Source organism: Caballeronia sp. LZ035 (assembly GCF_031451175.1).
Taxonomy (GTDB): domain Bacteria; phylum Pseudomonadota; class Gammaproteobacteria; order Burkholderiales; family Burkholderiaceae; genus Caballeronia.
Map to the genome: position 1 here is coordinate 179854 of NZ_JARUXS010000002.1, position 21739 is coordinate 201592.

The 21739-nt window shown below is 63.2% G+C and carries 24 protein-coding genes and 1 pseudogene; 11 read left to right on the plus strand and 14 right to left on the minus strand.

What is annotated here, in order from left to right:
• Nucleotides 1–4: 4 nt before the first annotated feature.
• From QCE88_RS16360 to QCE88_RS16375, 4 genes are all read right to left on the minus strand, one after another.
• The gene (locus QCE88_RS16360) at nucleotides 5–577 is read right to left on the minus strand and encodes a TetR family transcriptional regulator (protein WP_309903953.1); all 573 of its coding nucleotides are present in this window, start codon (nucleotides 575–577) and stop codon (nucleotides 5–7) included.
• Between the two features lie 126 nt (nucleotides 578–703).
• Nucleotides 704–1303 (minus strand): ProQ/FinO family protein, encoded by a 600-nt coding sequence (locus QCE88_RS16365; protein ID WP_309903955.1) that lies wholly within the window; start codon nucleotides 1301–1303, stop codon nucleotides 704–706.
• 84 nt (nucleotides 1304–1387) lie between these two features.
• Nucleotides 1388–1633, minus strand: a complete 246-nt coding sequence (locus QCE88_RS16370) for a hypothetical protein (protein WP_309903956.1) — start codon at nucleotides 1631–1633, stop codon at nucleotides 1388–1390.
• 122 nt (nucleotides 1634–1755) lie between these two features.
• The gene (locus QCE88_RS16375; RefSeq protein WP_309903959.1) at nucleotides 1756–2613 is read right to left on the minus strand and encodes an oxidoreductase; all 858 of its coding nucleotides are present in this window, start codon (nucleotides 2611–2613) and stop codon (nucleotides 1756–1758) included.
• Nucleotides 2614–2734: 121 nt separating this feature from the next.
• Between QCE88_RS16375 and QCE88_RS16380 the strand changes: the two genes are divergently transcribed.
• The 3 genes from QCE88_RS16380 (at nucleotide 2735) to QCE88_RS16390 (ending at nucleotide 4842) form a co-directional block, all read left to right on the plus strand.
• A complete protein-coding gene (locus QCE88_RS16380; RefSeq protein ID WP_309903961.1) occupies nucleotides 2735–3679 on the plus strand; it encodes a LysR family transcriptional regulator in 945 nt (314 codons plus the stop codon).
• A 375-nt stretch (nucleotides 3680–4054) separates the two neighbouring features.
• Complete coding sequence (locus QCE88_RS16385; RefSeq protein WP_309903963.1) at nucleotides 4055–4486, plus strand: STM2901 family protein; 432 nt, start codon at nucleotides 4055–4057, stop codon at nucleotides 4484–4486.
• Nucleotides 4486–4842 carry a DUF1493 family protein gene (locus QCE88_RS16390; protein ID WP_309903965.1) on the plus strand — a complete coding sequence of 119 codons (357 nt, stop codon included), beginning with the start codon at nucleotides 4486–4488 and terminating at the stop codon, nucleotides 4840–4842. Before QCE88_RS16385 ends, QCE88_RS16390 begins: the two co-directional genes overlap by 1 nt.
• A 5-nt stretch (nucleotides 4843–4847) precedes the next feature.
• On the opposite strand, the gene yghU is transcribed toward QCE88_RS16390, so the two are convergent.
• Nucleotides 4848–5723 (minus strand): glutathione-dependent disulfide-bond oxidoreductase, encoded by an 876-nt coding sequence (gene yghU / locus QCE88_RS16395; protein ID WP_309903967.1) that lies wholly within the window; start codon nucleotides 5721–5723, stop codon nucleotides 4848–4850.
• A 122-nt stretch (nucleotides 5724–5845) separates the two neighbouring features.
• Here yghU and QCE88_RS16400 point away from each other — a divergent pair, with 122 nt between their 5' ends.
• Together QCE88_RS16400 and QCE88_RS16405 are read left to right on the plus strand one after the other, a co-directional pair.
• A complete protein-coding gene (locus QCE88_RS16400) occupies nucleotides 5846–6460 on the plus strand; it encodes a TetR/AcrR family transcriptional regulator (RefSeq protein ID WP_309903969.1) in 615 nt (204 codons plus the stop codon).
• Between the two features lie 184 nt (nucleotides 6461–6644).
• Nucleotides 6645–7052 (plus strand): VOC family protein, encoded by a 408-nt coding sequence (locus tag QCE88_RS16405; protein ID WP_309903971.1) that lies wholly within the window; start codon nucleotides 6645–6647, stop codon nucleotides 7050–7052.
• 6 nt (nucleotides 7053–7058) lie between these two features.
• Here the strand turns inward: QCE88_RS16405 and QCE88_RS16410 are convergent, their stop codons facing one another.
• From QCE88_RS16410 to QCE88_RS16420, 3 genes are read right to left on the minus strand one after another with little or no spacing between them, the layout of a single operon-like run.
• Nucleotides 7059–8525 carry an efflux transporter outer membrane subunit gene (locus QCE88_RS16410; protein ID WP_409018148.1) on the minus strand — a complete coding sequence of 489 codons (1467 nt, stop codon included), beginning with the start codon at nucleotides 8523–8525 and terminating at the stop codon, nucleotides 7059–7061.
• A 20-nt stretch (nucleotides 8526–8545) separates the two neighbouring features.
• Nucleotides 8546–10111, minus strand: a complete 1566-nt coding sequence (locus QCE88_RS16415) for an MDR family MFS transporter (RefSeq protein ID WP_309903973.1) — start codon at nucleotides 10109–10111, stop codon at nucleotides 8546–8548.
• Nucleotides 10104–11231, minus strand: coding sequence for an HlyD family secretion protein (locus QCE88_RS16420; RefSeq protein ID WP_309903975.1), 1128 nt, complete (start codon nucleotides 11229–11231; stop codon nucleotides 10104–10106). The genes QCE88_RS16415 and QCE88_RS16420 overlap by 8 nt, the downstream gene beginning before the upstream one ends.
• A gap of 190 nt (nucleotides 11232–11421) precedes the next feature.
• On the opposite strand from QCE88_RS16420, the gene QCE88_RS16425 reads away from it, so the two are divergent.
• A complete protein-coding gene (locus QCE88_RS16425; RefSeq protein WP_309903977.1) occupies nucleotides 11422–12087 on the plus strand; it encodes a TetR/AcrR family transcriptional regulator in 666 nt (221 codons plus the stop codon).
• A gap of 16 nt (nucleotides 12088–12103) precedes the next feature.
• On the opposite strand, the gene QCE88_RS16430 is transcribed toward QCE88_RS16425, so the two are convergent.
• Genes QCE88_RS16430 through QCE88_RS16445 form a run of 4 tightly spaced genes read right to left on the minus strand, consistent with a single transcriptional unit; the run spans nucleotide 12104 to nucleotide 14699 of the window.
• Nucleotides 12104–12484, minus strand: a complete 381-nt coding sequence (locus tag QCE88_RS16430) for a TraR/DksA family transcriptional regulator (protein WP_309903979.1) — start codon at nucleotides 12482–12484, stop codon at nucleotides 12104–12106.
• A gap of 19 nt (nucleotides 12485–12503) precedes the next feature.
• Nucleotides 12504–13307 carry a family 1 encapsulin nanocompartment shell protein gene (locus tag QCE88_RS16435; RefSeq protein ID WP_309903980.1) on the minus strand — a complete coding sequence of 268 codons (804 nt, stop codon included), beginning with the start codon at nucleotides 13305–13307 and terminating at the stop codon, nucleotides 12504–12506.
• Nucleotides 13300–14337: a Dyp-type peroxidase gene (locus tag QCE88_RS16440; protein WP_309903982.1), complete on the minus strand. Its 1038-nt coding sequence runs from the start codon at nucleotides 14335–14337 to the stop codon at nucleotides 13300–13302. Before QCE88_RS16440 ends, QCE88_RS16435 begins: the two co-directional genes overlap by 8 nt.
• Nucleotides 14338–14378: 41 nt before the next feature.
• Nucleotides 14379–14699, minus strand: a complete 321-nt coding sequence (locus QCE88_RS16445; RefSeq protein WP_309903984.1) for a DUF6566 family protein — start codon at nucleotides 14697–14699, stop codon at nucleotides 14379–14381.
• A 248-nt stretch (nucleotides 14700–14947) separates the two neighbouring features.
• Here QCE88_RS16445 and QCE88_RS16450 point away from each other — a divergent pair, with 248 nt between their 5' ends.
• Both QCE88_RS16450 and QCE88_RS16455 read left to right on the plus strand, forming a co-directional pair.
• Complete coding sequence (locus tag QCE88_RS16450) at nucleotides 14948–15487, plus strand: DUF4142 domain-containing protein (RefSeq protein ID WP_309903986.1); 540 nt, start codon at nucleotides 14948–14950, stop codon at nucleotides 15485–15487.
• A gap of 60 nt (nucleotides 15488–15547) precedes the next feature.
• Nucleotides 15548–15931, plus strand: coding sequence for a DUF1801 domain-containing protein (locus QCE88_RS16455; protein ID WP_309903988.1), 384 nt, complete (start codon nucleotides 15548–15550; stop codon nucleotides 15929–15931).
• A 3-nt stretch (nucleotides 15932–15934) separates the two neighbouring features.
• Here QCE88_RS16455 and QCE88_RS16460 read toward each other — a convergent pair whose 3' ends face one another.
• On the minus strand, nucleotides 15935–16765 hold the full coding sequence (locus QCE88_RS16460) for a class I SAM-dependent methyltransferase (RefSeq protein WP_309903990.1): 831 nt from the start codon (nucleotides 16763–16765) through the stop codon (nucleotides 15935–15937).
• 245 nt (nucleotides 16766–17010) lie between these two features.
• Between QCE88_RS16460 and QCE88_RS16465 the strand changes: the two genes are divergently transcribed.
• On the plus strand, nucleotides 17011–19197 hold the full coding sequence (locus QCE88_RS16465) for a TonB-dependent siderophore receptor (RefSeq protein ID WP_309903992.1): 2187 nt from the start codon (nucleotides 17011–17013) through the stop codon (nucleotides 19195–19197).
• 195 nt (nucleotides 19198–19392) lie between these two features.
• Nucleotides 19393–20340 carry a TauD/TfdA family dioxygenase gene (locus tag QCE88_RS16470; protein ID WP_309903994.1) on the plus strand — a complete coding sequence of 316 codons (948 nt, stop codon included), beginning with the start codon at nucleotides 19393–19395 and terminating at the stop codon, nucleotides 20338–20340.
• A 139-nt stretch (nucleotides 20341–20479) separates the two neighbouring features.
• On the opposite strand, the gene QCE88_RS16475 is transcribed toward QCE88_RS16470, so the two are convergent.
• Nucleotides 20480–21382, minus strand: a complete 903-nt coding sequence (locus QCE88_RS16475) for a LysR family transcriptional regulator (protein WP_309903997.1) — start codon at nucleotides 21380–21382, stop codon at nucleotides 20480–20482.
• Nucleotides 21383–21601: 219 nt separating this feature from the next.
• On the opposite strand from QCE88_RS16475, the pseudogene QCE88_RS16480 reads away from it, so the two are divergent.
• A pseudogene (locus QCE88_RS16480) lies at nucleotides 21602–21739 on the plus strand (succinate dehydrogenase, cytochrome b556 subunit); the annotation flags it as partial.

The following is a 21739-nucleotide window of genomic DNA, read 5'->3' on the forward strand; positions in this document are numbered from 1 at the left end:
CGGGTTACAGCGCTTCGAGATGTCGTTGTACGTCGTGCAGGACGGCTGCGGAGGCTTCCGGGTCGCCGATGATGCGCGCCATGGTGACGGCGCCGATCATGGCCGAGAGGGCGAACACGGCTTCGGATCGCGCCGCCCCGCGATGCCGGCGGCGAATGTGTTGCGCCATCACATCGACGAGCTGGTCGAAGCCGTGCGCGGCGGCGGCGCGGGTGTCGTCGTCCGCGTGCGCCAGTTCGCTGCCCATGCCGGCGAGCGGACAGCCGTGCTCGGGCGCATCGCGGTGTCGCTCCGACACATAGGCCGCAACGATCGCCTGGAAGGCTTCCTTGCCTGTCAGTGCGCCGGCGGCTGCATCCAGCGTGCCGATGACGTCGCCGATGCCGGCTTCACAGGCCTCGGCGACGAGTTGGTCCTTGGAGTCGAAATGCCGGTAGAACCCGCCGTGCGACAAGCCGGCGGCCGACATGATGTCGGCAACACCCGTTGCCTGAATGCCCTTCGATCTGAACGCGCGTGCGGCGACATCGACGATGCGCTGACGCGTTTCGGCTGTTTCGGCGTTGGATTTACGCATGGCGTGCCGCTCCGTGACTGCATGTTTTAGATGATAGGGATCATCTAAAACGAAGTCAAATGCGGCAGAGGCAAGAATGAATTGTGCGGCGGCGCAGGCGGCAAGCGCAGCCGCTGCGCCGCTGGATCAGGCGCTGGGCTTGGCGTCGGCTTCCGGGGTTTCCGCGGCTTCCGTTGCTGCCGGCGCTTCCGTTGCTTCCGTAGCTTTCGGCGCTTCTGCCGCCTTCGCCGATTTCGTCGCCGTGGTGCTGCGCGCCTGGCGATTGTTCTCCAGATAAACCGCGCGCGCCGCATCCGCCGAGGTCACTTCGCCCGCCGCGGCGCCGGTCAGATCGACGCGCGGCGCGCCTTCCGCGAGGCTCGTCCAGTAGCGATTGCCCCGGCACCACACCTTGATGGCAGCGCGCAGCTCGCGTTCGCTCAGCTGCAGCTCTTCGGCGTGTTTCATCAGATCTTCGAAGATGCCGACCTTGAGCGGCTTCTTCGGCGCGGGATTCTTCGGGAAGGCCAGCGGGAAGCGCTTTTGCAGCTTGCCGATGGTGTGCACGACCGGATCCACGGGCTTCGCGGGCGCAGCCGGCGGAGGCGGAGGCGTGGGCGCAGGCGCCCGCCGCGCGCGAGGCGGCTTCTTCGCCTTGGCGGCCTTGTCCTTGCCTTTGTCCTGCTCGGCTTGCCTGGCCTGCTGCGCGAGTTGTTTTTTCAGTCCTGCGAGTTGTTCGAAGCCCATTACTTCCTACCTGTGGAAAACGTACGCCGATTTTATCAGCCCCGATCGACGCTTTCCCGGACCGGGCCTCGCGCCGGAATCGTTCTAGGGTTTGGAAGCGGGATCGTCGGCGCCAAGCCGCTCCAGCAATTCCTCGACCTGTTGCAACTGCTTCGGCAGCAACTCCCCGGCGCTGCGAAGCTTTTTCAGACGCTGCCGCCAATAGGCAGGCGGCAGCGCGGGGTTGTCATCCCGCGCGGACGACTCGATCGCCAGCCGCAGATGCGCCAGATCGGCATCTGTAAGGGCGAGGCGGCGGGCGTCGGTCAGTCTCTGTTTTTTGCGGTTCATGCCGCTTTTTCTATGGGCTTTTAATAAGTCCTCATGGTGCATGGAGTGGTTGGACGCGCATACCCTACTTTCGTAGGTGGACGAAAGCAGGGGCGCGCTGACTTGGGGATGAAACAAAGGGCTCAAACAGCGAAGTCGGTGGAGCTCGAGAGCGTCTGCCACGCCGCGGTCTCGGCGGTGACGTATGCGTTCTTCTCCGCGATCACCTTCAGCGTGTCCGTGCCGAGCGCGAGGCGCAGCGGCGGGTTGGGCGCATCGGCGAGCGTGACGAGCGCAGCGGCGAGCTTCTGCGGATCGCCAGGCTGGTTGTGATTCATCTCGACGGCCAGACGGCGGATCTGGCCCGAGGTCGCGTCGTAGTCGTCGATGACCTCGTGGCCGACCGTCAGCGACGACGCATCCAGGAAGTCCGTCCGGAAATAGCCCGGCTCGACGACGGTTGCATGCACGCCGAGCGGCTGCAATTCGGCGTGCAGCGCCTCGGTGATGCCCTCGACGGCGAATTTCGTCGAGCAATACACGCCGAACCCCGCGGCCGAACGGTAGCCGCCCACCGAGGACATGTTCATCACGTGTCCCGCGCGCTGGCGGCGCATGACGGGCAGCACGGCGCGCGTCACGTTGAGCAGGCCGAAGACGTTGGTGTCGAACATGCGGCGGACGTCGGCATCGCTGGATTCCTCGATGGCCGCGAGCAAGCCGAAGCCGGCGTTGTTGACCAGCACGTCGATGCGGCCGAACCTGCCGATGGCTTCTTCAACGGCGGCTTTCGCCTGGCCTTCGTCGGTGACGTCCAGCGCGACCGGCAGCAGCGCGGGCGATTCGCCGAGACGTTCGGCGATGGCCGCGCTGTTGCGGCCGGTGGCGACGACGGCATGACCGGCGTCGAGGGCGGCTTGCGCGATCAGCGCGCCCAGTCCGCGCGAGGCGCCGGTGATGAACCAGACGCGCTTGTATTGCGAGGTGTTGACGTTGCTCATGATGTGCTCCGTTGTTTCGGTGGTGAGGGTGAAACGAAGCTTATGCCGACGGATTCGCTCAAACTAGTGAGGCAACGTTAGACTGATAATCAACTTTTATTTGCGAATCGGGAGTCTGGCGATGAACGAAGTCCGCGCGATTTCGATCTTCGTGCGCACCGCGACGCTGGGCAACCTGCGGCGGGCGGCCGTCGATCAGGGGATCTCGCCGCAAGCGGCGAGTCACGCGGTGATGCAGCTGGAAAAGTCGCTTGGCGTGCGGCTGTTTCATCGCACGACGCGCAAGCTGAGCCTGACGGAAGAGGGGCAGCGGCTGTTGCAGAGCGTCGAGCCGGCGCTTGCGGTGCTCTCGACCGCACTCGCCGATGCGCGCCGCGCCAAGGAAGAGATTGCCGGGCCGTTGCGCGTCAGCGCGCCGAAGGCGCTGAGCCGCGCGCTATGGCCCTCGGTGCTCGAATTCGCGACGCTTTATCCGGATGTGCAACTCGACGTCCGGTTCGACGACCATTTCACCGACCTTGTCGAGGAACGCGCGGATGTCGGTTTGCGTGGCGGCTCGCCGCCGGCCGGCGGTGCGATTGCGCGGCGGCTGGTGCCCATTCAGCTGATCGTGTGCGCGTCGCCGGCCTATATCGAACGGCATGGCGCGCCGCGCACGGTCGATGAACTCGCCGCGCATCGCTGCACGGGGTATCGGCGGGCGAATACGGGGAAGCAGGCGCCCTGGGAATTCATGATGGGCGACGAGATCGTGTATCGGGAAATCGCCGCTTCGCTGTGCGCGAACGATGTCGACGCGGAAGCGGACACGGTGCTCGCGGGTCTGGCGATTGGCCAACTGGGCAGCTTTTCGGCGGTTCCGGCGATTCGCGACGGGCGGCTCGTGCCCTTGCTGACGAAACATGTGACGCAGCGCGAAGCGATCTATATCCACTATCGACGGCGGACCGAGCAGCCGTTGCGCGTGCGGACCTTTATCGATTTCATGATTGGCAGGCTGGCTGATAACCGGGATTTTTATCTCACGGCGGCGGAGGTGCGGGGGAGTGGGCAGGTGGGGCGGTAGTCGAGGATATGGTAAGGGCGGTCGATTTGGCTGAATAAAGTCCGCTTTGTCTTGCGGCATATCGCGGCAGAGGCCGTTCCGGCTAACAACTAACCACGGCAATTCAATTGAAGTCCGTGGCGCGTTCGCGTATTGATCTTCAATATTGCGAAGGTTCTAGACGTCCACAGCGGTGTGCATGCCGCGATACAAATACAAAATTTTTCAAATCAAATCGCTATTTCGCACCGAAAATCCTCGGTGCGTGCAATAGCCAAAGAGATCAAAAGCGCTTGACTTCTTGAGCTATGCGTTAGCTGTCACGGAGCCGATTCAATGCTGTTTGGCACCGATTGAATATAACCGGCTTCGTAATTCGTTTTAGCGAGAGGAAGCATGAGTAACCTGTATAACTATCGATTCCATACGGAGCTTACGGCTGCCGAGCTATTTGCAATGATAGCTGTCGAAGAAACGTGTTCCCAACTGGGCATTGACGATGTAGAGGCTGTGATTCTGATATTGTCAGGCCTTCCTTTCCTGCCCACTCGCGCCAAGCCGATGGGAGCGACGAAGAACACGTCCGTTGCCTCTGTCATGTCGCGCTCCTTGTTCCGATATGAACTCAAGCGCAAGGTTTTGCCAACGTTCACCTGGAGCAGCATGAGACGGTTTCGCTGGATTCTGACGCACCGCTTAGCAGTGTTCGTCGGTCGGACTATCCCAGGCGTAGGCTGGGCTATTCTGGCAAGCGACGTTTCTCAGATCACTTATCGTTCAATCACTAAGTACAATTGGATCGTCTTGCCCGAAGACGAGATATTCTGATGCAGGATCGTTCGTGGGAAAACTTGGAAGCTTTCGTCAGAAAGGAAGCATGCATCTCTCCGGAGAAGCCAATTACACCGGAGATGACCATCGCGCTCGACCTCGGCCAGCAAGGAGACGATGCCGATATCTTCATGCAGCGGTTCTTCGAAGCGTTTGAGATAGACGAAGGCGACTATGATTTTCGTCGCTACTTTCTGATGGAAGGCGAGGGCGTTCTCTATCACTTCATTACGCGATACATTCTGCGAAAACGCCACTCGACAACCAAAGAGCCTCTAACGGTGGGCATGCTGCGCGACGCCATCGCTCGCGGCACATGGGATGCCGGATCGCTAGCCACGCGTGCCGATTGACCGCCTTACTCCGCCCCCGTCAGCTTGTCCTGCGTGCGCGTGTCGAAGTCGCCCGCATCGTGCCGTTCATGCAGTTGCTCCGACGGCTCGCCGAACGTCCGGTTGACCATCCGGCCACGCTGCACGGCAGGCCGGGCGTCTATCTCGCTGGCCCAGCGCTGCACGTGCGTGTATTCATCGACGGCCAGAAACTCCGCCGCGCCATACAACCGGCCCTTCGCGAGGCCGCCGTACCACGGCCAGATGGCGATATCGGCGATGGAGTAGTCATCGCCCGCGATGTAACGATGCTCCGCAAGGCGCTTGTCGAGCACGTCCAGCTGACGCTTCGTTTCCATCGCGAAGCGGTCGATCGGATATTCCATCTTGCTCGGCGCATACGCATAGAAATGGCCGAAGCCGCCGCCGAGATACGGCGCGCTGCCCATCTGCCAGAACAGCCACGACAGCACTTCCGCGCGTTCGCTGAAGTCGGTCGGTACGAACTCGCCGAACTTCTCCGCGAGATACAGCAGGATCGCGCCCGACTCGAACACACGCACCGGCGTGGGACCGCTGCGATCGACGAGCGCGGGAATCTTCGAGTTCGGATTCGCGCCGACAAAGCCGCTGCCGAACTGGTCGCCGTCGCCGATGCGGATAAGCCACGCATCGTATTCGGCGCCCTTGTGACCGCGCGCGAGCAGTTCCTCGAGCATCACGGTGACTTTCACGCCATTGGGCGTGGCAAGCGAATAAAGCTGTAACGGATGATTCCCGACGGGAAGCGGCTTGTCGTGCGTGGGTCCGGAGATCGGACGATTGATGCTGGCGAACTGTCCGCCGTTGTCCTTGTTCCAGGTCCAGACGGTGGGCGGCACGTACTCGGGGGTTTCGCTCATGTTCGAAGCTCCTGCGCCAGATGGATGAGTTCCGGCGAGGTTAGCAGGTCGCCGGAAACGCTGCTTGGACGGGCCACGCTGGGTCCTTTGTACAATCGACGCCGGTTCCACAGGAGAGATTCATGAGCCAGCAGCGCCCGTCGCACAAAGCTTTCCGGCCGCGCAAGCGGCCGGCCCAGTCGCGCTCGGAGGCGACGGTGGCATCCATCGTCGAGGCCGCGGCGCAGGTGCTCGAAACGGAGGGTTTCGAAGGCTTCAATACCAATGCGGTGGCGCAGCGCGCGGGCGTCAGCATCGGCTCGCTCTATCAATACTTTCCGGGCAAGGATGCGCTGACCGTTGCGTTGATCCGGCGCGAGACCGGACGTTTTCATCAGGACGCGCTCACCGCGCTGACCAAGCGTAGCGGCAAGGCGGCGCTGGAATATCTGATCGGCGCCGCCGTACGGCAGCAGTTGCAGCGGCCGATGCTCGCGCGCCTGCTCGATATCGCGGAAGGGCGTCCTGCCATACAGCTTGAAGTGGACGGCTCGCAGATGAACGAACTGGTGATGGCGGTAGTGAAGCGCGCGGCACCGAAGCACCCGCGTCCGGAGGTCGCGGCGGGCGATCTGTTCGCCATGCTTCACGGCATGGTGGATGCGGCGGGCGAACGCGGCGAAACCGATCTCGACGATCTCGAACGACGCGTGCAAGCGGCGGTGTTCGGCTATCTGGCGCGAAGCGTCGGCGATTGAATGTGAGCAAGCGGTCTTTCGCTTCGGCTCAACACAAAGAAAAAGCCCTTCGATAAGGGCTCTTTTGCATTTTGAAGAGCCTCGTCAAAGCGAGTAGTGAATGTGAGCTATTGCTTATATTCTGATTGTAATGGAGCGACGGCGGCATGGGGCCGCACCGGCTCTACTCCTTGAGACACAGACCATGACAGACTCGATCAAGAGCATGAAGCTCAATCACCTCAGCTTTCCCTCGTCCGATACCGCTGCAACCGCGCGCTTCTTCGAACACTATCTCGGCTTCACGATCGCGGGCAACTGGGAGCAGTCGTATATCCTCAAGCGTCCCGGCTTCGATGTGGTCATCGATCATGCCGGCGATCACACGCCGTCTTATCCGCGTGCGTTTCATGTCGGCTTCGAATTGCCCACGCTCGATGACGTGCAAACACTGCATGATCGTTTCACGGCCGACGGCGTGGAGATGGAAACCGCCGTGTTCAACAACGGACGCGGTTCGCGCTTCTTCTGCCGCGCGCCGGGCGGCGTGATGTTCGAGTTGAACACGCGCTCGGACGCGTCAGCGGAATATCGCGGCACGTTCGACGAATAAGACGCCTTACGCGCCGCGCGGGTCCTGCCAGCCGAGTCCAAGACTCTTTTGCAGCGACACGAAGTCCTTCAGCAGTTCGGCCTGCGCCGCGACCACATCTTGCTGCGCGGCGAACTGCGTGCGCTGCGCGTCGAGCAGATCGATGAGCGTCGACACGCCCGCGCGGTAGCGCTGCCGCACGAGCGTGGCGGAACGTTCCGCCGACGCCTCCACTTGCTGCAAGCGCACCACATGTTCGCGCTGATTGCCATAGCGCGACAGCGACGAGTTCGCGTCCTTCAGCGCGCCCAGCACGGTCTTTTCATAGCGCGCCTCGGCTTCCTCGCGCGAGGCGCGTGCTGTATCGACGCTCGCTGCCGTGCGGCCAAAGTCAAACAGATTCCATTGCAGATACGGCACGCCGACCCACGAGAAATTCTGCTTGCGCAGCAGATGCCCCGGGTCCGCCGCCGAGAAACCGATATCGCCGAGCAACGACACCTTCGGGAAATAGTCGGCGATATGCTCGCCGATCTGCGCATTGCTCGATGCCAGCCGCCGTTCCGCCGCGCGGATATCGGGGCGCTGTTGCAGCATCGCCGCCGGGTCGCCGATGGCCACCGTCGCCGGCAGCACCGGCAGCACCGCGCGCGCAGCGAGTTCGCCATCGAGCGCGCCGGGCGCGCGGCCCGTCAGCACGGCCAGTTGATCCAGCGAGTCGGTGATCTGCACCTGCAAGGGCACGAGCGTGGCGCGCGTGGTATCGACCTGCGTCGTCAGGCGTTCGACATCGACTTGCGCCGCCGTGCCGCGCGCGCGGCGCTGCTCGGTCAGATCGAGCATCTGTTGCTGATACTCGGCCGTGCGTTGCGCGAGCGCGAGCCGTTCCTGCTGGTCGCGCAAGTCGATATACGCCGACGCCACCTCGGCCGCGAGCGACACCTGCGTGTCCGAGAGATCGGCGTGCACGGCGTCGGCTTCATCGGACGCAGCCTCGATCGCGCGGCGGGTGCCGCCGAACAGATCGATCTCCCACGAAGCATCGAAGCCCAGGGTGTAGAAATCCACCGGGCCGCGTCCGGTCGATGCCGGTGCGCCGCCGTCATCCGACGAACTGAAGAACGACGTATCCGGCGAACGCATGCGCAATGCCGCCGCCGCGCCCGACACCTTCGGCAACTCGTTCGCGCGCTGTCCACGCAGTTGTGAGCGTGCCTGACGCAAGCGTGCCTGCGCCATCTTCAGGTCAGGATTGTGTGTGAGCGCGGCATCGATCAGGGCGTTCAGTTGCGGATCGTTCAACGCTTGCCACCACGCCGCCGGCGCATGCGTCGCGACGATGCCATCGGCCGGCGCGCGCACGAAGGCGCCGCTCTTCGCGGCGTCCGGTGCGATCTCGGGCGCGCCGTGATAATCAGGGCCGACCGTGCAGGCGGCCAGCGCGAACGCCGTCATCGAGAGCAGGGCGGTGAGGCGGAAAGTGCGAGGGAACATCGTCGAAGGATTCATCACGATCAGTGGCCCGCTGAGGGCGTCTCGCCGGCTTGCGCGCGCGGCGTCTTGAGCAAAAGCGCGAGCGGCAGGCATGCGAGCAGCGCGATCGCCAAAATATAAAAAGTCTCGGAGTAGGTCATGACGACAGCCTGCTGGCCGATCTGCACCGACAGCTGGCCGAGCGCCTGCATCTTCGCGTGCGCCATGTCGCCGCCTTGCGCGAAGAAGCTGGCGGCGCTCGACGCCATGCGTTCCTGCCCGATCACCGAATTGGCCGTCACGGATTCGCGGATCGCCGCCGTGTGGAAGTCGTTGCGCCGGTCGATTACCGTGCCGATGATCGCAAGCCCCACCGAGCCGCCGAGATTGCGCGCCATGTTGTAGAGGCCCGCGGCATCGCCGGATTCCTCGCGCGAGACTGCGGCCATCGACGCCTGATTGAGCGGCATCATCGCGAGCATCTGTCCGAAGCCGCGCAGGATCTGCGACCAGAAGAAGTCATGCCCGACGCTCTGCGCGGTGAGAGAGATGTCCAGCAGACAGCTTCCCGCGAAGAACAGCAGGCCCATGATGACGAGCACGCGAAAGTCCACCTTGCCGAGCAGACGCGGCAATACCGGCATGATGAGAAAAGCCGGCACGCCCGAGACCAGCATGATCGCGCCCGACTGCAACGCGTTATAACCCGCGACGATGCTGAGAAACTGCGGCAGCAGGAACGACACGCAATAGAGCCCGGCGCCGACCGCGAACACGATCAGGATGACGCTCGCATAGCGCGGATTGCGCAGCAGCGAGAGCCTCACGATGGGCTTCTTCGCGATGATTTGCGAGATCGCGATCAGCACCATGCCGAAGAGGGTCACGCACGTGAGCATGACGATCTCGCTCGACTCGAACCATTGATTGCGCTGGCCTTCCTCGAGCACGACCGTGAGCGAACTCAAGCCGATGGCCAGCCCCGCGATGCCGATCCAGTCGGCCTTCAGGAAGGCTTCCCAGTGCGACTTCTCCGCCGGCAGTCCGGTGATCAGGAGCGCGACCAGCGCGATGCCCACCGGCACGTTGACGAAGAAACACCATGACCACGAGATGTTCTCCGCAAGCCAGCCGCCGAGCACGGGCCCAAGCAAGGGCCCGAGCAGCACGATCAGGCCGAAGATCGTCATGCCGACCGGCATCTGTTCGCGTGGCAGCCGCGTGCGGATGATGGTCTGCGCGGTCGGGATCATCGCGCCGCCGGTGAAGCCCTGGCCGATGCGGCCCGCGACCATCATTGGCAATGAATGAGAGAAGCCGCACATCACCGAGAACAGCGTGAACAGCACCGCATTGCCAAGCAGGAAGTTGCGCAGGCCGAACACGCGCGTGAGCCACGCGGCCAGCGGGATCATCACGATCTCGGACATCAGGTAGCCGGTCGAGATCCAGGTGCCCTCGGTGCCGGTCGCGCCGATCTCACCCTGGATCTGCGGCAACGCCGAGTTGGTGATCGAGATATCGAGCGTGGCCATCAGCGCGCCCAGTGCGCCGGCCGTCACCGCAATCCAGTCGGTGGCGCTCGCGCGTGCGTGCGACTCACTCATGACGATTCTCGTCGGCGATGCGCTTGCTGTCGTCGGTGGCGGACTTCGTGTCGATGTCGACCGTCACCGACAGACCCGGCAGCAGCACCTTGCGCGTCTCGGGACCCGTATCGACACGAATGCGCACCGGCACGCGCTGCACGATCTTGGTGAAGTTGCCGGTGGCGTTCTCGGGCGGCAGCAATGCAAACTGCGCACCCGTGCCAGGCGCGAAGCTCTCGACGACGCCATGCAGGTCCGTGCCCTTCAGCGCGTCGACATGCAGCGTTGCCGGCTGGCCGATGCGCATGCGGCCGACCTGCGTTTCCTTGAAGTTCGCTTCGAGATACACCGATTCCACCGGCACCACCGTCATCAGCCGCGTGCCCGGCTGCACATACTGCCCGACCCGCACCGTGCGATCGCCGACACGGCCCGCTACCGGGCTGAACAGCGTGGTGTCGTTGAGGTCGAGCTTCGTTTGATCCATTTGCGCCTGCGCCGCTTCCTGCTGCGCGTGTGCCTGCGCGATCTGCGCCTGGGTTGCGCCGATCTGCGTCGCCGCCGCGCGTGCCGCCGCGAGATTCGCGGCGAGCGTGGCGCGGGCCTGATCACGTGTGGACACGAGGCTCGTAAGACGCTCGGCGCTTTCGGCGCCCGTCGCCACCAGCGGGCGATAGCGGTTCACGTCGTCCTCCGCGTGCGCGAGACTGACGCGCGCCACTTCGGCCTGCGCCTTCGCCTGATCCGCGTTGGCGTGCTGCTGCGTGAGCTCGGCCTGGGCGCGCTGGATATCGGCGGCGCGGGCATCGAGCGTGGCCTGCGCCTGATCGAGCGAGGCCTGGTACTGACGCGTGTCGAGCTTCGCGAGCGGCGCGCCTGCCGCGACGGTCTGGTTGTCGCCGACCAGCACTTCCGTGATGTAGCCGCTCACCTTCGGCGCGATGGTCACGCTGTCGGCCTTGAGATAGGCGTCGTCGGTGGTTTCGATGAAGCGGCCCACCGTCCACCAGCGCGCACCCCACGCGACGCCCGCCACGACCGCGACGATGCCGACCGCGATCAGCAGGCGCTTGCGTGACGATTTGCCTTGGGCCGCGTCAGCGGGCTGGTCGCCGTGCGTGGGCGCTGTGACAGACATGTTTTCTCCGGGAGCTTTCGCGCTGCCGCGTGGGTGCGGTAGCCTTCGATGAAGAGCAGAACGGCGAGCGCGCCTGCGGCAAGATGCCGGTTGCATTGCACTCGCCAAACTAGACGATGGCGTCTAGTATGCATGAATCTAGACGCTAGCGTCTAGTTCGTAAAATTATGGAACGAAACAAGGAACATGAATGAAGAAGCCCCGGCCCGGCAATGAAAGCGAACTGCAAGATTCGGAACGGACCAGCGCGGCCCGTTCGCCGTTGCAGGCGCGCGGCCGTGCGCGCATCGAGGCAGTGCTCGATGCCACGGCGGAACTGATCGTGGAGAAAGGGCTGACAGGCGTGACGATGCATGGCGCGGCGCGTCAGGCGCAGACGCCGATCGGCTCGATGTATCACTTTTTTCCGGACCGCGACAGCTTGTTGAAAGCGTTGTGGGATCGTCACATCGCTGCGTTCGGCGAACTCGAGGACGAACTGGCGCAGACCGATACGGAGACGTGGAAGGCCTTGTCGGCGGCGGCGGTGATCGAGCGCATCATGAGCCCGCATATCCGCTATTTCGAGCAGCATCCGGATTGCCTGATCCTGATGTCGGTGATGCCGCACGACGACGAAAAGAGCAAGCGCAAGTCCGACATGCTGCGCCGCGTGATCGATGCGCGCATGCCGCACGTGAAGCCCGCCGAACGCGCGTTGTATGTGGAGATGATTCGCGCGCTGGCGGGCGGCGCGCTGGCGATCAAGCTGCGCCCCGCCATGGGCGACGTGCAGCTTGCGCAGCGTTATCTGCGCGAGGTGGAGCGCGCGCTGGCCGCTTATCTGGCGGCGGTGGAGGCGGCGGTATCGAAGTGAGCGAGGCTTGGCGAGATTATTGGCCCGCTTCGCGCCGCTCCTGTTCTTCGACGGTCAGGATGGCTTCCGGCATCGCATCGAGGCGAGCTTTCGGAATCGGTACGCCGCTTTCATCGGACAGGCCATACGTGCCCTCGGCGATCTTCTGCAACGCGCGCTGGATGTCGCCGATGCGCTGATCGTTCACGTCGCGCAAGGCCTGATTCGCGACGTCCTGTTCCACGCGCTGTGCTTCCTCTTCGAATTCCTGCGCCTCGGAGCCGTGCTCCAGTTGCTGCCGCCGCTCGCTGGCGATGCCGCCTTCCTCGGTGCCGAGCAAGTCGTGCTGCATGGCTTCGAGCCGCGCACGCTGTTGCGCGATGTAGTCGTCGGTCAAACCGCTCTGGTTGATGGCCATGGTCGTGCTCCTTTGAACGCTATTCGCCCGTGGCGATGGACACGGACGCTTCGCTCGTCAGCATCAGGAAGGTCAGCGTTTCGCGCAGGTAGAGCTGGACGGTGGTGTCGGTATGGCTCGTGTAGCCGATCGACAGGTCTTGTCCGAGATACAACTCATAGTCGCCGCCGCGCGTCGAGAGCACGCAGCCGCCCTGCAACGCGGGCGCCCACACCAGGTCGCCGCTGACAATGCGCTTGATGTGCTGGATCACGGGATAGCCCTGATCGCTTGCCTCCGCGAGCGCGGTATAGGCATCCGCGCCGAGCAGCACCGAGTAGGGACCGTCGACGCCGGCGAGCCGCAGCTTCTCCAGCGCCTGGCTGATGGCGACGGGATAGTCGGCGACGTCGGTGGGCAGCATCGTCGCATCGTTCGAACTGCCCTCGCGTATGCCGACGATGCCCGCCGCCTTGTAACCGTCGAAGATTGCGCTGTCTTCCGCGCGCGCGAGTTCGCTCGCGGCGGTCTTGGCGGGTTGCCAGTCGCCGTCGTTCGAGCCGCGTTCGACACTGTCGATGGACTCGCGCTGCAACGTGAACGGCACCGTGAGTTCGACGACCCTGCGCACGTCATGGAGCTTCGCTGTCACGCCCTGCGCGGGCGCGGCGATCGCGCTCTGATGTCCGGTGCCGATGGCCGACAGCGCGCTGCCGCCGGCCTCCTTCACATCGACTACGCGCCGCCCCGCGACGGAGCGCTTGAAGGTGCGGGCGACTTCCGCTTCGATCTGCGACCATGCGGCGCTGGAGATGGGCGCGAGCTCTCGATGCAGGTTATTCATGTTGTGGCGTTCCTTTGAGTGAGCCGATGTTCAGGGAGCCTTCGCCGCTGCTGCCGGGTTCGGGTTCCGCGTTGAATGAGGCGGGGGCGGAGGGGCTGCGGTCGGGAAGTTCGTCGAGCAGGTCCGCGGACGGCACGAAGAACAGGCCGCCGGTGATGGCACGGCTGTAGTCGAGCAGGCGGTCGTAGTTGCCCGGCGGCCGGCCGACGAACATGTTTTCCAGCATCTGTTCGATCGGCTTCGGCGTGCGCGCGTAGCCGATGAAATACGTGCCGAACTCCTTCGCGCCCGGACGTCCGAAGGCCATGTTGTGGCGCAGGATCTTCACTTCGCGGCCGTTGTCGTCGATCGTCGTCAGCGAACTGTGCGAGCACGAGGGCTTGATCGAATCGTCGAGTTCGACATCGGAGAGCTTCTCGCGTCCGATGATCCGCTCCTGCTGCTCGACCGTCAGGCCATTCCACGCCGTGAGGTCATGCAGGTACTTCTGCACCATCACATAGCTGCCGCCGGCGAACGGGGCATCTTCATCCCCGACGAGGGTGTATTCCATCGCACTGCGGCCCTGCGGATTCTCGGTGCCGTCGACGAAGCCCACCATGTCGCGCAGATCGAAGTAACGGAAGCCATGCACTTCGTCGACCACCGTGACCGCGTCGCCCAGCTTGGCGAGCAGTTGCGAGGCCAGTTCGAAACACAGGTCCATGTGGTCCGCGCGGATGTGCAGCAGGATGTCGCCCGGCGTGGCAATGGCGCGGCGCTCGCCCGCGCCGGTCTCGATGAACGGATGCAGTTGCGCGGGACGCGGCGCGCCGAACAGGACATCCCACGCGTCCGAGCCGAAGCCGCACACGCAAGAAAGGTTCGCGGGCGGCGCGCGCGTGCCGACCGCGCGGACCAGCGCCGCGATGTCACCGCACCATGAGCGGACGACATCGGCCTTGTCCTCGCCGCGCGCCACGGTGGCGACGAGAAAGATCGCACTTCGGGAAATCGGATTGCAGACGGCTTGCGGTTCGGGTGTGAGCATCTGGAAAAATATTGTTTATTTGATGACGTTGATTGGAAGGCTCACTTCGTGCGTGCAAAGACATTGCCGGACAGGCGTTCCGCTTCCGCGCTGAACCAGGTCTGCGCGTGACGACGCGTGGCGAGCCAAGAGCGGTCGTCAGGGTGCTGGAGATGCTGCTGGATCATGCGGCGGGCGCGCTCGATGCCGTCGCGCACCGCTTCGTCGGACGTGCGCCACTCGGGCTGTACGGTCTCGGGCCACGTGAAGGAAGGCTTGCCGTCGTGGCGGACGGTCAGGTCGGCGACCCATGCGCCGCGCTCGTTGCGCCGTGTCGCGACGGAGATTTCATGGCCGGCATACACGTCAAAGGCAGAGTCCATCTGTTCCTCCGATGCGGTTACGATCATAGGATTCGGGTCGCGCTTTGGGGCGTGTTTTGGGCCGCGCTGTCTTGTCCGGCCGCAAAACACGGGTTCGAGCGTACCTCAAGTCTGTGTGGCGCATATTGCAGACTGTATGGTGTCGGGTTCGGGCGCTTCATCGTATCGGTTTCGGTGAACGCAGGATTGCGGAAATGCACGGCCTCTTCGAGCGGCATTGCGTGGGAAGGGCCATCGGGAGAATTTTTATGAAACGCCGAGGTGTTGTGGCGGCATTGCTCGTGCTGCCGGTTTTCATGACGTGCGTCCGGGCAGCGGACGGTGTGCCGAGCGAGGAACAGCGACTGGGCGTTGTCTTCGTCGCGAATCAGGCAGAGATCGCGGCGGCGCAACTGGCCTTGCGCAGGTCGGGTTCGAGGAGCGTGCAGGCGTATGCCAGACGCATCATCGTGGAGCATGGGCAGGTGCAGCAGGAGATCATGGCGCTGACCAACAGCGCCGGCACGCAGCCGCAACGCAGCGCGACGAGCAACGCGATGACGAAGCAAAGCCAGACCGACCTCGCCCGGCTCGACGAGTCAAGCATGTACGATTTCGATGATCTCTATCTGGAGCGCGAGACGGGATATCTGGGCCAACTCGTCAATACCGTCGACGACGGCATCCGCACGACAGGCAATGCCGATGTCAAGACGCTCCTCGTTCGCATGCGGCCTTCGTTCATTCTGCAACTCGATCAGGCGCAGCGGCTGAAGATTCTGATCGGCAGCCGTGGACTGCGGCGGTGAAGCACGACGCGCGCGCTATTCGGTCTGCGACTTTCCACAAATAAAAAGCGGAACGCGTTCATGAAAAATTCGGAACGAATCGACGAATTGATCGCCGGCCTTGCCGACTGGCGCGGCGAAATGCTGGCAAACGTACGCAAGGCGATTCTCGCGGCGGATGGCGAGATCGTCGAGGAATGGAAGTACATGGGCAGTCCGGTGTGGTATCGCGACGGCATGATCGCCGTGGGCAATGCGCACAAGGACAAGGTCAAGCTGACCTTCGCGAACGGCGCGCATCTCGCGGACCCGGACCAACTTTTTAACGCAGGTCTCGAGGGCAATCAGCGGCGGGCGATCGACTTCTTCGAAGGCAGCAAGGTCCAGGCGCGCGCGCTGCGGGATCTCGTCCGTGCGGCGATCGAGTACAACCAGGGCAAGGCGAAGAAGAAGGGCCGCGCGTGACGCTCAGGGCAGCCGGGCCCAGGCACCGATGAACGCCGGCGGCTGCACGACGCCTTCGAGCGCGACCACTTGATCGCGCAGGCGTTCAGCGAAGGTATCGATGTCCACTGCCTTTGCGTCCGCAATGCCGAACCGTTCGGCAAGCGGTAATAGCGTTCTCAGCACCTCCGCGAGGTAGCGGTAGGCGAACGCGTGCGGGCCGCCTTCGAAGCGCGCCGACAGCAGCATCTGCGGATCGGGCAGGCCCGCGCGGCGAAACGTCGTGAAGAGTTTCGCTCCCATTTCGGTGTCCACGCCCGCGCGCCGGAATGTGTCGACGATCCAGTGCGTGCCTTGCGTGCACAGCGGCGCCTCGGGCAGCGAACGCGCGGTGCTCATGTCCATCTCGTGAAACACGAATAGCGTGCCGCTGCCGGCTTGCGCGGCGAGACGGCGCAAGGTCGCGGCCGGATCGGGCAAGTGCAGCAGGATCAGCCGTCCGATCACGGCATCCACCGGGCCGACGATATCCACATCCGTCACGCTTCCGGTCTCGAACCGCACGTGGTTCACATGCGCATGCTCCGCACGCCGGCGCGCCTTGTCGATGATCTCCGGTGATCGATCGATGCCCAGCACACTACCGCTCGTCCCGACGAGCGCCGCGGCAAGAAACGACACATCGCCCGCGCCGCATCCCAGGTCCAGTACACGCATGCCCGGAACGAGGCCCGCGCGCCGCAGGACGTCTTCGGTGAGATCGCTGATGAAGCGTGCTTGATGGTCGAGCCGCTCCATTTCGGGATCGGAGTGGCCGAGCACATAGGCGGCGGGAGGGGGGGGAAGGGCGTTCATCGGCAGACCTCCACTGTGCGAATCCGGCGCGGGCTGCTGCTGTTCGCAGGCGCCCGATTTCATCTTAGTCACTTATCAGCGACGGTCAGCTCGTACCCCGTTTCTTTCGTTTTGCTTCCGGAAGAATGCGGAACGGGAGACCAAGAAAAAGCGGAAACGAATGTTTACAAAAAGACAACGAAAGGCGACAATTCGGCCCGAAATAATAACGATTCGCATTTGCGCGTGACGACAAGAGAATGGGTATGAAGAAAAATGAATGGAATGCTGTGGCAATGCGGCCGCTGAAACTGGCCGCGTTGCTGATGTTCGCGGTCGCTCCGCTGGCTTACGCTCAATCCACGGATGGCGCCGCCAGCGACGCGTCCGCCCCCGCGCCTTCGGAAGCCACCCTGCCGGCCGTCAAGGTGACGGCGCAGAATCCGGATCAGCCGTACGGGCCGACGAACGGCTATGTCGCGAAGGAATCGTCGGCGCTCAAGACCGGCACATCGCTGCTGGAAACGCCGCAGTCCGTGTCCATCGTGACGCGTCAGCAGATGGATCAGCAGAACGCGCAGACGCTGAATGCGGCGGTGCGCTATGTGTCCGGCGTGACGCCGGAAACGCGCGGCGGCATTGCGACGCGCTATGACTTGCTGAAGGTGCGCGGCTTCGACGCCGACAAATACTGGAACGGGCTGAAGCTGCTCGACAACTCGTGGTACGCGACGCCGCAGGTCGATCCGTACTTGCTCGAGCGCATCGAAGTGTTGAAGGGACCGGTCTCGGTGCTGTACGGCCAGGCTGCGGCGGGCGGCTTGCTGGATCAGGAAAGCAAAATGCCGACGGTCGTGCCGCTGCATGAAGTGGGCGTCGAATTCGGCAACTACGCGCACAAGCAGGCCACGTTCGATTTCTCCGGACCGATCGGCGGCGACGAGCGTTATCTGTATCGCCTGACCGCCATTGGGCGTTCGGAAGACGGCCAGGTGCAATCGACCGAGAACAAGCGCATCGCGATTGCGCCGTCGTTCACGTGGCGTCCGGATGCGAAGACGTCGCTCACGCTGATGGGTTTTTATCAGCATGATCCGCGCGCCACGTCGTACGGCAGCGTGCCGCCGCAAGGCACGGTGCTGTACAACCCGAACGGCAAGCTGCCGAGCGACTTCTACGACGGCGACCATAACTTCGAAAGCTTCAACCGGGTTCAGGAGTCGATCGGCTACAAGTTCGAGCGCAAGCTGACGAATGCATGGTCGTTCCGCTCGAACGCGCGTTTCATGCACCTGGCGCAGGACTACAAGAGCGTGTATGCGAGCCAGCTCGAAGACGATTTGCGCACGCTCGATCGCGGCACGGCGGCGTCGAAGGACAACCTGAACACCTTTGCAATCGACAACCAGGTGGAAGGCAACTTCTCGACCGGGCCGATCGATCACACCGTGCTGTTCGGCTTCGATTACCAGCACTATGCGAGCAACTTCGATGCGGGCTTCGGGGTTGCGCCGCCGCTCGACATGTACGCGCCGAACTACAACCAGACCATCACACCGCCCGACCGCTACCACCAGGTGCTGAGCGGCACGCAGTACGGCGTGTATGCGCAGGACCAGGTGCGCTGGGGTCATGTGGTCCTGACGCTCGGCGGACGCGAGGACTGGGCGAGCAGCGATTCGAACAACACGACCTACGGTGTGCAATCGCATCAGTTCAACCGCGCCTTCACGGGCCGCGCCGGTCTCTCGTATGTGTTCGACAGCGGCATCGCGCCGTATGTCAGCTATACGGAATCGTTCACGCCGCAGATCGGCACCGACATCAACGGCAATCAGTTCTCGCCGGAGAAGGGCCGTCAGTACGAGATCGGCGTGAAGTTCCAGCCGAAGGGCTATAACGCGTTCTTCTCGGCTGCGTTGTTCGACCTGACGCGCAAGAACCTGCTGACCGTCGATGCCAATAACCCCAACTTCCAGTCCGCAGTGGGTGAAGCACGTTCGCTCGGTGTGGAGCTCGAAGCGAAAGCCAGCCTCACGGATTCGCTGAACGTAACGGCAAGCTATACCTACCTCAACACGAAGTACACGAAGGACAACAGCGGACTCGACGGCAAGTTCCTGCCTGCCGTGCCGCAAAACCAGGCTTCGCTGTGGGCGTACTACACGCTCAATCGCGGACCGGTGGCGGGTTTGTCGATGGGTGCGGGCGGACGGTATACAGGCACCACCTACAGCAGCGACAACAGCTTCAAGGTGTCGAGCTTCTTCCTCGTCGATGCCACGCTGCGTTACGACCTCGGCCGCGCCGCTGCGCAACTGAAGGGCGCGGAGCTCTATGTGAACGCGCAGAACCTGTTCAACAAGCGCTATGTCGCGTCGTGCTATTACGGAACATGGTGCGCCTTCGGCTATGGCCGCCAGGTCTTCGCAGGCATGAACTATCACTGGTAAAGCCTGAATCGAATCGTCGTGAGCGCCGGCCCGGCGCTTATCGCGAACCAAGCTATCCGTAGCGGGATTTCTTGGTTCGCGTGAGAAGTGGCGGCTTGTACATTGATCGCTCGCCGCGCGCTTTCACGACTGCTCCGTTGAGACTTGCGTCGTCGCATCGCGCGCATGAAGCAGGGAATCGACAGGAGCATCACAGTGAACGCAGTCGCCAATGCCGATGTATCGAGTGTGACGGTCAAGCCGTTATCGGCGCATATCGGGGCTGAGATTGGCGGCGTCGATCTGACGCGGCCCTTGACTGATCATCAAGTGAAGGCGTTGCGCGCCGCCTTGCTCGAATGGCGCGTCATCTTCTTCCGCGAACAGTTCCTCACGCATGCGCAACACGTAGCGTTCTCCGCGCACTTCGGCGAACTCACGGTGGGCCATCCGGTGTTCGGCCATGTTGAAGGTCACCCGGAAATCTATTCGATCTCCAAGTTCCGCAAGGCCACGCGCTTCGACGGGCAGTCGCTCGTGCGGCCATGGACTGGCTGGCATACCGACGTCACGGCCGCCGTGAATCCGCCGTTCGCGTCCATTCTGCGCGGCGAAACCATTCCGCCCTATGGCGGCGACACGCAGTGGACCAACCTCGTGATTGCTTACGAGAAGCTGTCCGCGCCGCTGCGCGCGTTCATCGACGGCCTGCGCGGCGTGCATCGCTTTGCGCCGCCGCAAGGGGCGAGCGGGACGGATGCATTCAGGAAGGCTGTCGACGATCACGTCCTCGTGAGCGAGCATCCGCTCGTGCGCGTGCATCCCGAAACCGGCGAACGTGCGCTGTATGTGAGTCCAGGCTTCCTCAAACATGTCGTGGATCTCACGCCGCGTGAAAACCAGGCATTGCTCGAATTGCTATGGGAACACGTCACGCGGCCGGAGTTCACGGTGCGCTTCAAGTGGGAGCCGGGCAGCATCGCGTTCTGGGATAACCGCACGACCGCACATCTCGCGCCGACCGATATCTTCGACCTCGACTTCGACCGCCAGCTCTACCGCACGACGCTCGTTGGCGATGTGCCGGTGGGCCCCGACGGGCGTGCATCGGTGGCTATCCAGGGCTCGCCGGTGGGCGCGGCGGCAGCGGTCGCATTGAATTGATCGACATGCATCTCGACGTGAGCATCCAGCAACTAACTGTCGATTTTTTAAAACCCACGATATCGCTTCGCCAATTCAATTCAAAAGCTGTCTTGCAGCGGCGGGATCGCGATAGTTGCGGATGCAACTTTCATAAGCATTACAAAGACGCGCGAGCCGCGGCAACCTGCTGTGCGATTTCGAGAAAATTGGCGGTCTTGGCCGCCGTCGCATCGATGCGCGACGCCAGCGCGAGGCGAATGGAGATGGTGCTGTCGAGCGCATCGGTATAGGCCACGCCATCGACCTGAATCTGGCACACCGATGCCGGCACCAGCGACACGCCGAACTCCGCCGCGACGAGATTCACCACCGAGGACAATTGCGGCGCCTGTTGCCCGGCGATGGGCTCGAAGCCCGCTTCGCGGCACGCGCCGACGATGACGTCGTGCAGCGTGGGACTGGCTTCGCGCGGCAGCATGACGAAAGCGTCTTCAGCCAGTGCCGACAGCGGCACTTTGCGCTTCCTGGCGAGCCGATGCGTGGCGGGCAACACGATCCGCATCGGTTCGACGGCGATGTGATGGATCTGTACCCCGGCCGGCGACTGGCTGCCAAGCCGGACGAAGGCGACATCGACACGGCCGTCGTCCATGTGCGAGAGCAACTGCGCCGTGTTGCCCTCGGTGAGGGTCAACGTTACGTTCGGATACGCCTGCCGGTATGAGCGAATGAGCTTCGACACGACCGGATTGAACGCAGCCGATCCCGTGAAGCCGATGTTCAACTGCCCGATCTCGCCCCGCCCGGCACTCTGCGCCTTTTCGACGGCGAGCCGCGCGTCGGTCATCAGCCGCTTGGCGTCGGTGGCGAACGCCTCGCCGGCTTCGGTCAGCACGACGCCGTGACCCGTGCGCCGGAACAAACGCACGCCGATCTCATCTTCCAGCGCATGGATTTGCTGACTGAGCGGCGGCTGCCCGATGCCGAGCCGCTCGGCCGCACGCGTCACATTGCGCTCTTCGGCCACGGCGAGAAAATAACGGATATGACGAAGTTCCATCCGATATCTATAAAAAGTATTTCAGAAAGACGAGATAGATATTGGACAGTATATCAATCCCGCGACAAAATACCGCCAGTCGCGCAGTGCGCGGGTTAGAACGTCTCCCACGAATACATCGCCGGTCGCTCATCGAGCGCATCAGGCAGGACGAGTCGCGCCCGTGGTGAGCATCGGCTTCGCGCGATACGTCAAAACAGAATAGGGAAGGGGTCTATCGTGGCTGAAGCTGTAAAGAAACCCAGGCCGGAGTACCGCAACATCGGGATCGGCCAACTCGCGAAGTATCGCTTGCCGCTCGCAGGGAAAATCTCCATCCTGCATCGCGTGAGCGGCCTGCTGCTCTTCGTGTGTCTG